Consider the following 14,819-nt stretch of genomic DNA (forward strand, 5'->3'; position numbering starts at 1 on the left):
AATGAAGCGGTTAAAATGGGGAAGGCTGACGATCCTAGTAGTCATTATTTTAGGGATATGTTGGTTCTTATTCCAAGGAACTCAAAAGAGTGCAACAAATATAGAGGGACAACCTTTACAGGTGGCAGAACTACCTAAAACAGGATTAGCTGAAAAAGTAGTCCCACCAAAGTACATACCACCGGAAATTGATGCAAAAGCAGCTATGATTATTGATGCGAGTAATGGAGATATTATTTATCAACATAATGAGAATGAAGCTTTTGCACCAGCAAGTATGTCTAAGATGATGACAGCGTATCTTCTATTAGAAAATGTACACAATGGAAAAGTTCGCTGGGAAGATCCGGTGAAAATGAGTGCGAAAGCGGCACAAACAGAGGGTGCGAGAATCCCAGTTCAAGTTAATGATACATTAACTGTTAAAGATTTGTACCATGCATTAATGATTGAATCAGCAAATAATTCGGCTGTGGCTTTAGCTGAGCATATGGCAAAAACAGAGAAAGATTTCGTTCAGCGTATGAATGAAAAAGCAAAGCAGTTTAAAATGTCGGAGTATGCGAAATTCGCAAATGCATCAGGACTACAAGAACCTGATGGAAGTGAGACGAAGATGACAGCTGCTGATGTAGCAAACTTGGCGTATCATCTTGTAAAAGATTATCCAGAAATATTAGAAGTGACTCATTTACGTCAAAGTCAGTTAGCATTTAATAACATTAATGTTATAAGTACAAATGATATGTTAAACAAAAATAATAAAGCTTTATATATAGAAGGAATAGACGGATTAAAAACAGGATTTACAGATAGCGCGGGGTATTGTTTTACGGGTACAGCAAAACAAGGTGATACTCGTATTATTACTGTTGTAATGGGAACGAAAGGTAAAACGAAGCGTTTTACAGAGACGAATAAGCTAATGTCTTATGCATTTGGCTTAGTTAATTAAGTAAAATATTGACTTAGATCATCATTTAAGAAAGGTAATTTGTTGTTACTTATTATAGGTAACCATAAATTGCCTTTTTATTTTTATAATTAGGAAATAAAAAGGTAAAAAATGTGAGTGTTATTATTTGAGTTTATTATTGTTTGTTGATAGTCTAAAGTTAGAAACTTATTAATGATAAGTTTTAAGAGGCAGAATATGATGTGTACATATGAAAAAGCCTCAAATGAAAATTGGAGGGAATTATGATGGCAAAAGATTTTTACTCAGCAATTGAAGACAGAAGATCTATTTACGCGATTAGTAAAGAGCAAGTAGTTTCTGATGAAAAAATTCAAGAAGTGATTTATCATGCTGTAAAACATACACCTTCAGCTTTTAACTCTCAGAGCGCTCGCGTTGTCGTCTTGCTTGGAGAACAACATGATAAGTTATGGGATATTACGAAAGAAACGTTACGAAAAATTGTACCTGAAAATAACTTTGCATCTACTGAAGAAAAAATGAATGCATTTAAAAGTGGTTATGGAACGGTCCTATACTTCGAAGATAGTCAAGTAGTGGAACAACTGCAAGAAAACTTTGCCTTATATAAAGAGAATTTTCCGGTTTGGTCTCAACAATCCTCAGGAATGTTACAATTTGCAATTTGGACGGCTTTAGAAATTGAAGGATTTGGTGCTACATTACAGCATTACAATCCATTAATTGATGGAGAAGTGAGAAAAGAATGGGAAATTCCAGAAAACTGGAAACTTACTGCGCAAATGCCGTTTGGTAAACCGGTGGTAACTGCAGGTGAAAAAGAATACCAACCTTTAGAAAAACGTGTGAAAATTTATAAATAATGTAGGAATGATAAAGTGAAACTTTAATCCCACCCCTAATTTCTTTGCTTTCGCTAAATTTTGGGGTGGGGGTCATACTGTCCGTTAATGCGGGATAAAAGGTGAACAGAAATATAATCTGTTCACCTTTTTATAAGAAGTAAGGATTTTTTTGATAGGAATTTTTCATCTGATTTTTTAATTCGTTTTTACGTGTTTCAATAGTTGATATTTTTTGTAAGGTAATAATTGAAACGAATTGAAAAAAAGCATAGTACAGTTCTATATTTTTATTTATAGGATCATCTATTATGTTTTTCATAAATATACCTCCTTTTTTAATATTAAGACTTCCATATCAAAATTCAATGCTACGTGGAGAATACCGACCCGTAAAAGTTCGATTGGTTTCCCGGTAGGGCGGATAATACATGTATGGATTAAGACGCCACTCTATATATGATAATATAAATATCCTTAAAATTCCATATGTAGCGGAAAATAGTGAGTGGAATGTACATTTTCGTCAAATTAGAACAGAATTTTTGAAGTTAAATCTTACAAATCGTCAAATCTTTTACAAGCGATAGACAGTATCAAAAATAGTTTTCTAAAAATATTATACTATTGATAAAAAAAGTATTTTTTGTCATGATAAGAGTATGCTCCATGGAAGGAACTATACTAGGAAATACATTCTTTGCATTGTATTAGATTAATAGAGTTTTTCGGAGTGGATAGGAAAAATATATTAAGATAAGGAATAGAATGTCGAATTTTCAATGAAATACATAAGGAATTTGAAAAAAGCATTGCAAAAACAGTCAGTTTAATGGTAAGGTTCACATGAAGTTCACACGGAATTCACTTCATTCGTTTAAAATGAAATCTGTGTGAAAAATAAAACTCTTGTTAAAAAATGGAACTTAATGAATATTTTACTTTGATAATATTGTAAAGTATTAAGTTTATAAGTTTTTTTAAGAGGATAGTAGGGAAAGGAAGTAAAGACAACTTATGAAAAAAGTAATTGCAGGTTTAGCAGCAGCTTCAGTAGTGGGTGTTGCAGTTCCAGGTATGGATTCTGCTCAGGCACAAGTTTCAAACGAGGCGCTAAAAGAAATTAATGGACAAAATCAAACGACTGTAACTGAAACAAAAACTGTAGAAACAAAATCTGACTTAAAATACACAGTAACTGCTGATGTATTAAATGTTCGTTCAGGTGCTGGTACAGGACATAACGTGATTTCTAAAGTGAAATCAGGTCAAGTACTACAAGTAATTGGACAAGAAAACGGTTGGTTCAAAGTAACTGTAAACGGTCAAACTGGTTATGTAAGTGGTGACTTCGTAACGACTGGTGGTAAAACAGGAACTACTGTTCAACAAGGAACTGGTACTTACACAGTAAACGTTTCTTCACTAAACGTACGTACAGGCCCAAGTGCATCTCATACAGTATTAGGCTCTGTAAATAAAGGTAAAACAGTACAAGTTGTTGGAGAAGTACAAGATTGGTTTAAAATCAATTTCAATGGTGGAACTGGATACGTAAGCAAAGACTTCGTAACAAAAGGTGGTTCTGCTGTATCTAACGAAACAAAACAACCAACTACAAACAACAATACTACTACAGTTCAAACTGGTGGTTCTTATGTTGTTAACACTGGTGCATTAAAAGTACGTACAGGCCCAGCTACATACAACGCTGTAATCGGTGGCGTAACACAAGGTAAAGTATTAAACGTTACTGGCGCTGAAAATGGTTGGTACAAAATTAACCATAACGGCCGCACAGGTTATGTAAGTGCAGACTTCGTTAAGTTTGTAAAAGGCGGAGTAAACAACGTTACAAATAACAATAACAATAACGTTACAAATAACGTTCAACAACCAGGTAAAGACGTACAAAAACCAACAACAGGTGGAGATACATCTTCAATCGCTGGATTCGCTAGATCTTTAAATGGTTCACCATACAGAACTGCTGGTACAACACCTGCTGGTTTTGATTGCAGTGGATTCATTCACTATGTATTAAATCAAACTGGTCATAAAGGCGCTCGTCAAACAGTTGCTGGATACTGGAGCTCTAAAACAAAAACTAGCAATCCACAACCAGGTGATTTAGTATACTTCCAAAATACTTATAAATCAGGTCCTTCTCACATGGGTGTTTACTTAGGAAACGGTCAGTTCATTAGTGCAGAAACAGATGCAACTGGTGTACGTATTAGTTCTGTAAGTAACTCTTACTGGAGCAAGCACATGTTAGGTTACACAAAAGCATACTAAGAAAAAGTAGTTTATATACTTTTTGTATAGAGAAAAGGCTTTCCAGGGAAACTTGGGAAGCCTTTTTATAGTTGAATAAACTAGGAATGTAGTAGCTTTTACTTTAACTTCCCATTTAAAAATCGAGCGTATAGGTCATGGAAATAGTTCGGGCGAAATAAGTTTGCTGCATGTCCTGCAAGCGGTATTTCTTTATATAAAACGTTTGGAAGAATGGACTTTAAATCAAAAAGACAAGATTTATAGAGATGATCATGTTCGCCCATTACCCATAGAATAGGGTGGGGAAGTGATTTTAATTTAGATTTTAAATCGAATTCTAAACGATGCCGTAATGATTGGGCAATAATTGATGAATGTAATTGCAATCCGAAACGGTAATAAATATTTCTTGAAATGACTGCGAACGGATTTGCCTTTAGTATGCCACTTGGAAAAATGGTATTTGCGTATTGAGAGAGCCATTTAGAGTAATCGTCTCCTCGCTTCTCCCAAAACTTTTGAAATACGTTATATAAAAGGGATGGATTATTATAATGTCCACCAATGTGACAAATACTCAATACCTTTTCTGGATGCATTTGTGCAAAAATTGTAGAAATATAACAGCCGTAACTTAGAGCGCAAATATGAGCTTTTTGAATGCCTTCTTTTTCATATAAATTCAATAATTGATCTACGAGGCGCTGTAATGAAAATTCGATATCTGCACCTTTATCATCGCCATGACCTAATAAGTCGTAAGTTATAATATTATAGGTGGCTGAAAATCGTTTATGCTCTTTTTTGAAGGCGCGACGATTGCCGACTAAGCCATGAATAAAAATAATTGTTTCCTTTTCGGAATGTATATTTGTTTGCAAAAAGGATACTCCTTTCAATAACGGGAGATTTATATAGTATCGTAAATTGGTTATTTATAATTCACATAGAATAATATTTAGCACTAGGTAATAATATCAGATGTTTATATCTGTTGTAAAGATGCGTTTGTATGTATATTTTGTAAAAACAGAAAAAGTGTGTTTACATTCAGTTTACATTTGTATTGTATTCTATTTTTAGAAAGAACAGTTTGGTTTAACACGAGGAGATGAACAGGAATGGAAGTTAGAAATGAGATGAAGAAAAAAGGGAGCTGGAGGCAGTTTTTACGCCTTATTCAAGATACAAATCCTCCGAAAGGGATTCTTGCTTTTGCGTTATTAATGAGTTTGCTTTCTACAGGAGCGAGTTTATTTATACCAATGTTAACGAAAGGATTAGTAGATAATTTCTCACTTTCGTCAATAAGTACAGGACAAATTGTTGGGCTAGTTGCATTCTTTATTATGCAAACTATAGCTGCAGGATTATCTATATATTTATTAAATTATATTGGGCAGAAGATTGTAGCTGGACTGAGAGAACGCTTGTGGAAAAAGGTGCTTATATTACCAGTAACTTATTATGATCAAAATAGAACAGGCGATACAATTAGCCGTATGACAAATGATACAGGAGTTGTGAAAACATTAATTTCTGAGCACTTGTCAAACTTATTAACAGGTGGTATTTCAATTGTTGGATCATTAATTGTATTATTTGTTTTAGATTGGAAAATGACACTTTTACTTTTAACAGTTATTCCATTATCGGTACTTATTTTAGTTCCACTTGGACGAAAAATGTATAAGATTTCAAAAGCACTTCAAGATGAAACGGCTTCTTTTACTAGTGTATTAACGCAAGTATTATCAGAAATTCGTTTAGTAAAATCTTCGAACACAGAAAAAAGGGAATATGAAACTGGAAATAAAGGTATTGAAAAGCTATTACAATTTGGTTTGAAAGAGGGAAAAGTGCAAGCGTTAATTTCACCAGTTATGTCGTTTGTTTTAATGGCATTGCTTGTTATTATCGTAGGATATGGTGGAATGCGAGTTTCTAGCGGAGCATTAACAACAGGAGAACTAGTAGCGTTTATATTATATTTAGTTCAAATTATAATGCCGATGAGTCAATTATCTATGTTCTTTACACAATTCCAAAAGGCAATTGGTGCAACGGAAAGAATTAATACAATTTTAGAATATGAAGTAGAAGATCATGAAACTGGTGTGAAGGTCACAAATGCTAAGCAGTCAATCGTTCTTGAAAATGTACATTTCGAGTATAACGAAGAAGAGCAAGTTTTAAAGAATATTGATTTCACAATTGAATCAGGAAAAGTAACAGCAATCGTAGGACCAAGTGGTAGCGGGAAAACGACGTTATTCTCATTATTAGAACGTTTTTATGAGCCGACTAGCGGTGCCATTAAATTGGGAAAAGATTCAATTAAGAATTACTCACTACAATCATGGCGACGTCAAATTGGTTACGTTTCACAAGATAGTCCGTTAATAGATGGAACGATTCGTGATAACATTTGTTACGGTGTTGAGGGAGAAGTGACAGATGAAGAAATTGAAAAAGTAGCAGAGATGGCGTATGTTGATGCATTTATTCATGATTTGCCAAATGGTTATGCAACAGAAGTTGGAGAACGTGGCGTGAAGCTTTCTGGAGGGCAAAGACAACGAATTGCCATTGCTCGAGCGTTACTTCGAAATCCACAAATCCTTATGTTAGATGAAGCAACTTCAAGTCTAGATAGTAAATCAGAGTCTGTCGTTCAAAAAGCGTTAAATAACTTAATGAAAGGCAGAACAACGTTAGTTATTGCACATAGACTTTCTACTGTTGTAGATGCAGATAAAATTATCTTTATAGAAAAAGGGAATCTTACAGGAAGTGGTACACATGATGAATTGTTACGCACACATGATATGTATCGTGAATTTGCAACGCAACAATTGAAAATTAAAGAGGGTGCATTATAAAATGAATAATCAGTGGGGCTTATACTCCGCTGATTATTCATTTTTAAAAGCTTTATAAAGGATGCTAATTAGAAAGGAAATGGTTTCTTTGATACCTAATATTTTAATAGTGGATGATGATCCGCATATTAGAGAACTTGTTTCTGTTTTTTTAGAACGCGAAGGCTTTCAAACATATGAGGCAATTGATGGTCTAGATGCACTTAAGAAAATAGACGAAGTAAAAGTTGATATGGTTATTCTTGATATCATGATGCCGAATATGGATGGATTTGATGTATGTTTTGAATTAAGGAAGTACTATGATATTCCAATTTTGATGCTAACTGCTAAAGGGGAAACGTCTCAAAAAGTAAAAGGATTTCATCTTGGCACGGATGATTATCTTGTAAAACCATTTGATCCGATAGAACTAGTAGTGAGAGTAAAGGCACTACTGAAACGTTACCAAATTACAGTATCGCAATCGATTCAAGTTGGAAATGTACTGTTAAATCGTAAAACATTTGAAGTTACAATTGGAGAACAAATAGTTACATTACCGCTAAAAGAATTCGAATTGCTCTTTACTTTAGGTTCTAAAGCAGGAAGAACTTGTTCGAGAGAGCAGTTAATTGAAGATGTATGGGGATATGATTTTGAAGGGAATGAACGTACACTAGACGTTCATATTAATCGGCTACGTGAGAAATTTCAAGAAGAGAAGTCGAAGTTTAGTATTAAAACGATAAGAGGTTTAGGGTATCGCTTAGAGGTAAGTAAATGAGAAAAAGAAAAGAAATGAGTAAGTTGAAGATGTTGAAAGTAACGGGAGCGATAATAGCGCTCTTTTCTTTTCTCACTATAATTTGGTCTATCGCATTTTATGTAGCAACTAGTATATTGAATGCTCTTGAAATACATGTATCGTCGTTTGTTGCCTTTTTAATTAGTGATATGGTTGGTTTTGTATTTATTGTTCTTATTTGGACATTGTTTGGGATATTAATGAGGCCAAAACGACAGGCGATGATTTGGACTATTATTGAACCTATACAAAAAATTGCAAAAGGAGACTTCTCTGTAAAAATACGAAATGAAGAAAAGTATGATGGAGAAATTGGTTTACTCGTAAAAAGTATAAATGATATGACAGATGAACTAAATGCGATGGAGAAAATGCGTCAAGAATTTGTATCGAATGTTTCACATGAAATACAGTCACCATTAACATCTATAAAAGGTTTTGCTAGAGCATTACAAGATAACAATATTTCCGAGGAAAAAAGAACGCATTATCTTACCATTATTGAAACAGAAACGACGAGATTATCTAAACTAAGTCAAAATTTATTGAAACTAACTCTTTTAGAATCGGAAGAGTACACACCAGAAAGAGTGACTTATCAATTAGATCAACAGTTAAAGCAAGTAGTGTTAAATAGTGAACCGCTCTGGGCTGAAAAAGAAATTGAGTTAGAACTTGATTTGGATAAAGTGCATGTTACTGCCGATCAAGAAAGTATGAGTCAAGTGTGGATCAATTTAATTCATAATAGCATTAAATTCACGCCAAATGGTGGCACAATTACAATCCAGTTACAAGAACATGAGAAAGTAGTGGAAGTACGTATTCGCGATTCGGGAATTGGTATATCAGAAGAACAGAAACAACATATTTTTGAACGTTTTTATAAAGCGGATTCTTCACGAAATCGTGCGTATGGAGGAAGTGGCTTAGGTTTGGCCATCGTAAAAAAAGTACTCGACCTTCATCAAGGAGATATAAAAGTCGAGAGTAAGGAAGGGAATGGTACGGAATTTATTGTGCGTATTCCAAATTATGAAGAGAAATAGTGTTAGGAGGAAATTCTTCTAACACTATTTCTCTTTAAAAATACATTTCCCATTACTGCAACTATATTGATAAGCTCTCCCTTCGCTATTCATACGGTATGAGTAATCTGATTCTTTATCTTTCTGGAAGTCAACGTACGCTTCTGCACCACTTTTATCATCATCTATATCAATGAATTGAACGTTGCGTATAGAATAATCTTTCTTCTCACTTAAACCTCTTTCTTGTAAGTTTGTATGAATCCCGTCTACTAACTCGTCAAACAATGACCAGTTTAAATTAAGGTTTTCAAATGACTCAGTATGTCTTCCTAAAATGCCGTTGTCTTGTATTATTTTTTTATTAGTATCGTATGTATAAGCGTATGTAAAATAAGGTTCGTCTTTATAAACGACTTCTGCATAATAGCCGATATTATAAAGGGGAGTATATCTTCCAGTAATGCTTTGTATTTCTGCTTGCTTATATCTTTTTATAGTATGGAGATATTCGTTAGTATCTTTTTCTATTACTTTATAGTTTAGTGGATTACCAAATATAAAGTACATCGCAAACAATATGATACATAGTCCGACTGCAGTTAGTGACAAGAACCATTTTTTTCTTTTCATACACATACACTCTCCTATGCTAGATTTGTTTTTATTTTACATGAATAATGATGGAAATATGAGACTAATAAATAAAAACTTTCTATAGTTACTTACAAGTAACCTACGCACATGAAAGTGCATCATTGCCTTTTTACATAAACACAGATACAATTTTAATATAATACAATACATAACTGAGATGATTAAGGAGTGTTATACTTGGCAGAATTATTACAAGGTAAAAATGCTTTAATTACAGGAGCAGGTAGAGGGATTGGTCGTGCTGTAGCGATCGCGTTAGCGAAAGAGGGCGTAAATGTCGGTCTTTTAGCTCGTTCAGAAGAAAACTTAAAAGCTGTTGCGAAAGAAGTAGAAGCAGAAGGCGTAAAAGCTGTTATTGCGACTGCTGATGTATCTTCATATGAAGAGGTAACGACTGCAATTGAAACGTTAAAAAACGGTTTAGGATCTATCGATATTTTAATTAATAACGCTGGTATTTCTAAATTCGGTAAGTTTTTAGAATTAGACGTTGCTGATTGGGAAAAAATCATTCAAGTAAACTTAATGGGTGTATACTATGCAACTCGTGCAGCTTTACCAAGTATGATTGAACAACAATCAGGTGATATTATTAACGTTTCATCTACAGCAGGACAAAAAGGTGCACCTGTAACAAGTGCATATAGTGCTTCAAAATTTGGTGTTCTTGGCTTAACAGAATCGTTAGCGATGGAAGTTCGTAAACATAACATTCGTGTGACAGCTTTAACTCCAAGTACAGTAGCGACGGATATGGCTGTAGATTTAGGGTTAACTGATGGAAACCCAGATAAAGTAATGCAAGCAGAAGATATTGCAGAGTTTATCGTAGCGCAGCTGAAATTAAATAAACGTACATTTATTAAATCAGCAGGACTTTGGTCTACTAATCCGTAGGGGATAAATGTATAAACGAAAGAAGGGATATTTATTCTGTAATGGAGTAGATGTCCCTTCTTTATTTTTTGTTTATGAGACAGAACTTTCGGTATAATCAAATGTGAATAGTAGAAAAGTATTGAAAGGGATGGTATTTACATGAGTACGATTGAGAAGTGGATGGCTGTTGATCAATACGTGAGTGATGTATTAATACCGAAAGATTCTATATTAGAAGAAGTTCTTCAAGCAAACGCGGCAGCTAATTTACCAGCACATGATGTATCGCCAACGCAAGGGAAGTTTTTGCAACTATTAGTACAAATTCAAGGAGCTCGAAACATTTTGGAAATTGGTACTCTAGGCGGATATAGCACGATATGGCTTGCAAGAGGATTGCCATCGGAAGGCAGAATTGTTACATTGGAAGCAAGCGAAAAACATGCAGAAATTGCACGTAGTAATATTAAACGTGCCAATTTGAATGATAGAATTGAAGTGCGAACAGGATTAGCTTTAGATTCTTTACAGCAAATTGAAAATGAGAAGTATGAGCCATTTGATTTTATTTTCATAGATGCTGATAAACAAAATAACCCTATCTATTTTGAATGGGCACTGAAACTATCACGCCCTGGAACTGTAATTATTGGTGATAATGTAGTACGTGAAGGAGAAGTTATTGACAATACGAGTAACGATCCTCGCGTACAAGGGATACGTCGCTTCTATGAATTAATAGCTGCAGAGCCACGTGTAAGTGCTACTGCGCTTCAAACTGTAGGAAGTAAAGGATACGATGGGTTTGTAATGGCGGTCGTAAAAGAGTGATCTGAGGAGGTAAATGGGATGAAAAAGAAATTTCAAAAATTATAACATGTATCTTGTACAACGCAGCTAGCTCGTGGACCTCCAACATACTTGGAAATATAAGTTTATATAAAAATTGGAGGTTAGGAATAGATGAGAACTGAAAAAGAAATGTTAGACTTAATAATAAATACAGCAAAAGAGGATGAGAGAATCCGAGCAGTTATCATGAATGGATCACGTGTAAATTCAAATGTGAAGAGAGATTGTTTTCAAGACTACGATATTATGTATGTTGTACATGATATACAATCTTTTACGTCTAATCATAATTGGATTCATAGATTTGGAGAAATAATGATTGTACAAATGCCAGAAGAAATGTTATTAATTCCAGCGGACGAAGACGGGAAATTTCCGTATTTAATGCAGTTTATGGATGGAAATCGAATTGATTTAACGCTCGTTCCATTTGATTTGATAAATATGTTCGTTGGACAAGATAGTTTAAGTAAGCTGCTTCTGGATAAAGATAATTGTATTGGTGAATTTCCACCAGCAAGCGATAAAGACTACTTAATAAAAAAGCCTACAGAAAAAGAGTTTTTAGATTGCTGTAATGAATTTTGGTGGTGTAGTACGAATGTAGGGAAAGGACTATGGAGAGAAGAACTTTCTTATGCGAAAGGGATGCTTGATGGTCCAGTACGAGATATGTTCATCGTAATGCTAGAATGGCATATTGGAATGAAAACAGACTTTACAGGTAATGCAGGGAAGTTTGGGAAGCATTTCGAGCAATATATTGAAAAAGATATGTGGGAGCAATTTAAACGTACCTATTCGAATGCGGAATATGAAAATATATGGGAGTCATTCTTTGTCATGGGGAAATTATTTAGGGAAGTGGCGAACGAAATTGCTAACACATTTGGATATCAGTACCCGCAAGGTGATGATGGCAGAGTGACAAGCTATTTAAAACATGTGAAAGCTTTGCCGAAAGATAGTACATCGATTTATTAATAATATAAAGCAATAAGACTGTCCTAATTATGGACAGTCTTATTTTTGTTCATGAATAGGAATTTCCCTAACAAAGTGCAGAGGAATCACATATGAAATTTTAGGGAGGTTTTTATTATGTATTATTTTTATTCGTCAGAAATGTTTGCCCCATATCAATGGGGGTTAGAACGAGATGTTTCGTATGCTTATATGCCATATAACTCATTTTATTATGGAGAATATATAAGCTCATTGCCATACGCATATATCCCTCAAAATTATAAAGTACTAATGGAAGCAGATGAGCGTGGATCGTGGACGCCATTTTCGTGGGTCGAAAAATATGCGTACGCATTTTCAGGACCATACAATAAAGCGGAAGTCGCTCTTACATTTGATGATGGACCAGATTTAGAATTTACGCCGAAAATTTTAGATAAGTTAAAACAACATAATGTAAAAGCGACTTTCTTCTTGCTTGGTGAAAACGCAGAGAAGTATCCGAATGTAGTAAAACGTATTGCGAATGAAGGGCATGTAATTGGTAATCATACGTATAGCCATCCGAATTTAGCGAAAGTAAATGATGCTGAGTACCGTAATCAAATTATAAAAACAGAAGAAATATTAAATCGTTTAGCTGGTTATGCACCGAAGTTTATACGTCCACCGTACGGTGAAATACTTGAAAATCAATTGAAGTGGGCGACAGAGCAAAACTTTATGATTGTACAGTGGAGTGTTGATACGGTTGATTGGAAAGGCGTAAGCGCTGATACGATTACAAATAATGTGTTAGGGAATTCATTTCCTGGCAGTGTTATCCTTCAGCATTCAACACCAGGTGGGCATTTACAAGGATCTGTAGAGGCACTGGACAAAATCATTCCGCAGTTGAAAACGAAAGGGGCACGTTTTGTAACGCTGCCAAGTATGTTCCAAACATCGAAAGAGAGAAAATAAGGTGGAGTGTTGGGTATTGTCAATCATCCACTATTAAGAATAGGACTCCTAAGTACTTTAAAATGGGAGTCCTATTTTATTTATAAATTATTATTTTCTAGTAAGTCTTTTCCTTGCTCTATAACAAATTCATAGTATGCAAGATCGTATGGATAAATATCTTCAAATGTTATCGTTATCGGTTTATTGCTTAAAACAGAAATAGCCGTAAAAGATGAAATCTCTCTTTGTAATAGTTGTAGAAAAGAAGTTGCATGTATTTTCATCACATCGTCTACTTCTTCACCTGGTGCAAATGGAAGTGGATTGATGACATTGTGGAAATACATATGACAAAATTCACGATCCGTAAGATTTGAAATTTCATAATCTATTTTAAAGATTCCTTTGTATGCTAAATCAGTCGTTTGAAAAGAAAGACCCAATTCTTCTTCAATTTCACGAAGACCACCAATTTGTACATCTTCATCATGCATAATATGTCCGGCTGAAGTAATATCCCATATACCCGGAGCTTCTTTTTTATTTTTAGAGCGTAATTGGAAATATAAAAACATATCTTCATCATCTTTTTCTACAAACCAACAATGAAATGTTTCGTGCCAATCACCGTCACGATGCACTTCATCACGCAATTTCTTCCCAAGTGTATTTCTTTCAGGATCAAATATTGTTAACCACTCTGTCATTTAAATTCCCCTTTCTGCAAATTTTATTATACAATATTTGTATTGGATTTTGGGAAAATAAAGAAAAATGGAGTGGTTAATAGTGGGGATAGAGAGTAAAGAAATAAAATCGATTATTTCAACAGAGGAAGAGTTACGGAAAATATTGGGGCAACCAAGTGAGCGAGCATTGAAAAAAGTTATTTCATCATTAGACCATCATTGTGTAGATTTTCTGTCTAAATCTTCGTTTCTAGTATTATCTACTGCAAATAAATTGGGAGAGTGTGACGCCTCGCCGAGAGGAGACGCACCTGGATTTGTATACGTATTAAATAATAATAAAATTATCATTCCAGAAAGACCAGGTAACCGTCGTATAGATTCCATTTTGAATATTATTTCAAATCCGCACGTAGGGTTACTATTTTTTCTTCCCGGACTTGGGGAGACGCTCCGAATAAACGGCCGAGCGTATATTACAAACGACGAAGAGATATTGCAAGAAATGCAGGCGAATGGACGCAATCCGTTACTTGGAATTGTTGTTGAAATAGAAGAGTGTTATATTCATTGTGCAAAAGCTTTTATCCGATCTAAGATGTGGGATCCAGAATCTTGGTTACATAAAAAAGAGTTACCTTCAGCTGCTAAAATGTTACTGGAACATGCGAAAGTAAATACTTCTGAAGAAGATGTTGCACGTTCTTTAGAAGAAAGTTATACGAAAAGATTGTATTGAAAAAGTTTTATAGATATAGTTTTGTGAGGTGAATATGTACACATTTTAGAATGGGGTATTCATATAAGAATCGTTGATTTACAAACTGGAAAAATAACGAAATAGGTAAATTGAGCGGCCATTGCATAATGTTATTGTGAAATACAATAAAAAATGATTTTGAAAATGGTTAGTAAAAATAGGCTTGCTTTTTAAAAAGTTGATCACTATAATAAGTTAACAAATAGACATGAACGAAAAAGTAACGATAAGGACACGAAATCATTTTTACGGTTTACAGAGAGGGAAGTCAAGGGTGTGAGCTTCCTAACACGAGAAATGATTTTACCACCT

Annotated in this window: 15 protein-coding genes and 1 other annotated feature (1 of these 16 running past the window's edge); of the genes, 11 read left to right on the plus strand and 4 right to left on the minus strand. The window is 34.4% G+C overall.

Annotated features, from left to right (window positions below):
• The first annotated feature begins 1 nt into the window (after nucleotide 1).
• The gene (locus PDL00_RS07535) at nucleotides 2–955 is read left to right on the plus strand and encodes a D-alanyl-D-alanine carboxypeptidase family protein (protein ID WP_242254299.1); all 954 of its coding nucleotides are present in this window, start codon (nucleotides 2–4) and stop codon (nucleotides 953–955) included.
• Nucleotides 956–1,200: 245 nt separating this feature from the next.
• Entirely contained in the window at nucleotides 1,201–1,803 is a 603-nt protein-coding gene (locus PDL00_RS07540; protein ID WP_242254301.1) for a nitroreductase family protein, read from the plus strand.
• 130 nt (nucleotides 1,804–1,933) lie between these two features.
• Here PDL00_RS07540 and PDL00_RS07545 read toward each other — a convergent pair whose 3' ends face one another.
• Nucleotides 1,934–2,104, minus strand: a complete 171-nt coding sequence (locus PDL00_RS07545; protein WP_242254303.1) for a DNA mismatch repair protein MutT — start codon at nucleotides 2,102–2,104, stop codon at nucleotides 1,934–1,936.
• 695 nt (nucleotides 2,105–2,799) lie between these two features.
• Here PDL00_RS07545 and entFM point away from each other — a divergent pair.
• Nucleotides 2,800–4,080 carry an enterotoxin EntFM gene (gene entFM, locus PDL00_RS07550; protein ID WP_270728127.1) on the plus strand — a complete coding sequence of 427 codons (1,281 nt, stop codon included), beginning with the start codon at nucleotides 2,800–2,802 and terminating at the stop codon, nucleotides 4,078–4,080.
• 98 nt (nucleotides 4,081–4,178) lie between these two features.
• Here the strand turns inward: entFM and PDL00_RS07555 are convergent, their stop codons facing one another.
• On the minus strand, nucleotides 4,179–4,943 hold the full coding sequence (locus PDL00_RS07555) for an alpha/beta fold hydrolase (protein WP_270728130.1): 765 nt from the start codon (nucleotides 4,941–4,943) through the stop codon (nucleotides 4,179–4,181).
• Nucleotides 4,944–5,183: 240 nt separating this feature from the next.
• On the opposite strand from PDL00_RS07555, the gene PDL00_RS07560 reads away from it, so the two are divergent.
• The 3 genes from PDL00_RS07560 (at nucleotide 5,184) to hitS (ending at nucleotide 8,780) form a co-directional block, all read left to right on the plus strand.
• Nucleotides 5,184–6,944 (plus strand): ABC transporter ATP-binding protein, encoded by a 1,761-nt coding sequence (locus PDL00_RS07560; protein WP_270728132.1) that lies wholly within the window; start codon nucleotides 5,184–5,186, stop codon nucleotides 6,942–6,944.
• An 88-nt stretch (nucleotides 6,945–7,032) separates the two neighbouring features.
• Nucleotides 7,033–7,710, plus strand: coding sequence for an envelope stress response regulator transcription factor HitR (gene hitR, locus PDL00_RS07565; protein WP_242254312.1), 678 nt, complete (start codon nucleotides 7,033–7,035; stop codon nucleotides 7,708–7,710).
• Nucleotides 7,707–8,780 carry an envelope stress sensor histidine kinase HitS gene (gene hitS / locus PDL00_RS07570; protein WP_270728135.1) on the plus strand — a complete coding sequence of 358 codons (1,074 nt, stop codon included), beginning with the start codon at nucleotides 7,707–7,709 and terminating at the stop codon, nucleotides 8,778–8,780. Before hitR ends, hitS begins: the two co-directional genes overlap by 4 nt.
• 24 nt (nucleotides 8,781–8,804) lie before the next feature.
• Here the strand turns inward: hitS and PDL00_RS07575 are convergent, their stop codons facing one another.
• Nucleotides 8,805–9,392 carry a DUF3139 domain-containing protein gene (locus PDL00_RS07575; RefSeq protein ID WP_242254316.1) on the minus strand — a complete coding sequence of 196 codons (588 nt, stop codon included), beginning with the start codon at nucleotides 9,390–9,392 and terminating at the stop codon, nucleotides 8,805–8,807.
• A 201-nt stretch (nucleotides 9,393–9,593) separates the two neighbouring features.
• Between PDL00_RS07575 and PDL00_RS07580 the strand changes: the two genes are divergently transcribed.
• From PDL00_RS07580 to PDL00_RS07595, 4 genes are all read left to right on the plus strand, one after another.
• Nucleotides 9,594–10,313, plus strand: coding sequence for a 3-ketoacyl-ACP reductase (locus PDL00_RS07580; RefSeq protein ID WP_270728138.1), 720 nt, complete (start codon nucleotides 9,594–9,596; stop codon nucleotides 10,311–10,313).
• Nucleotides 10,314–10,454: 141 nt separating this feature from the next.
• A complete protein-coding gene (locus PDL00_RS07585; RefSeq protein WP_270728141.1) occupies nucleotides 10,455–11,126 on the plus strand; it encodes an O-methyltransferase in 672 nt (223 codons plus the stop codon).
• Between the two features lie 132 nt (nucleotides 11,127–11,258).
• Nucleotides 11,259–12,131 (plus strand): aminoglycoside 6-adenylyltransferase, encoded by an 873-nt coding sequence (locus PDL00_RS07590; protein WP_270728144.1) that lies wholly within the window; start codon nucleotides 11,259–11,261, stop codon nucleotides 12,129–12,131.
• A gap of 117 nt (nucleotides 12,132–12,248) precedes the next feature.
• The gene (locus PDL00_RS07595; RefSeq protein ID WP_270728147.1) at nucleotides 12,249–13,076 is read left to right on the plus strand and encodes a peptidoglycan-N-acetylglucosamine deacetylase; all 828 of its coding nucleotides are present in this window, start codon (nucleotides 12,249–12,251) and stop codon (nucleotides 13,074–13,076) included.
• A gap of 80 nt (nucleotides 13,077–13,156) precedes the next feature.
• Here the strand turns inward: PDL00_RS07595 and PDL00_RS07600 are convergent, their stop codons facing one another.
• Nucleotides 13,157–13,765: an NUDIX hydrolase gene (locus PDL00_RS07600; RefSeq protein WP_242254322.1), complete on the minus strand. Its 609-nt coding sequence runs from the start codon at nucleotides 13,763–13,765 to the stop codon at nucleotides 13,157–13,159.
• Nucleotides 13,766–13,847: 82 nt separating this feature from the next.
• Here PDL00_RS07600 and PDL00_RS07605 point away from each other — a divergent pair, with 82 nt between their 5' ends.
• Nucleotides 13,848–14,486, plus strand: coding sequence for a pyridoxamine 5'-phosphate oxidase family protein (locus PDL00_RS07605; RefSeq protein ID WP_270728799.1), 639 nt, complete (start codon nucleotides 13,848–13,850; stop codon nucleotides 14,484–14,486).
• A 235-nt stretch (nucleotides 14,487–14,721) separates the two neighbouring features.
• Nucleotides 14,722–14,819, plus strand: a binding site (T-box leader); it runs 134 nt beyond the window's last position.

It is taken from the genome of Bacillus cereus group sp. TH152-1LC, from assembly GCF_027710505.1.
GTDB lineage: Bacteria > Bacillota > Bacilli > Bacillales > Bacillaceae_G > Bacillus_A > Bacillus_A mobilis.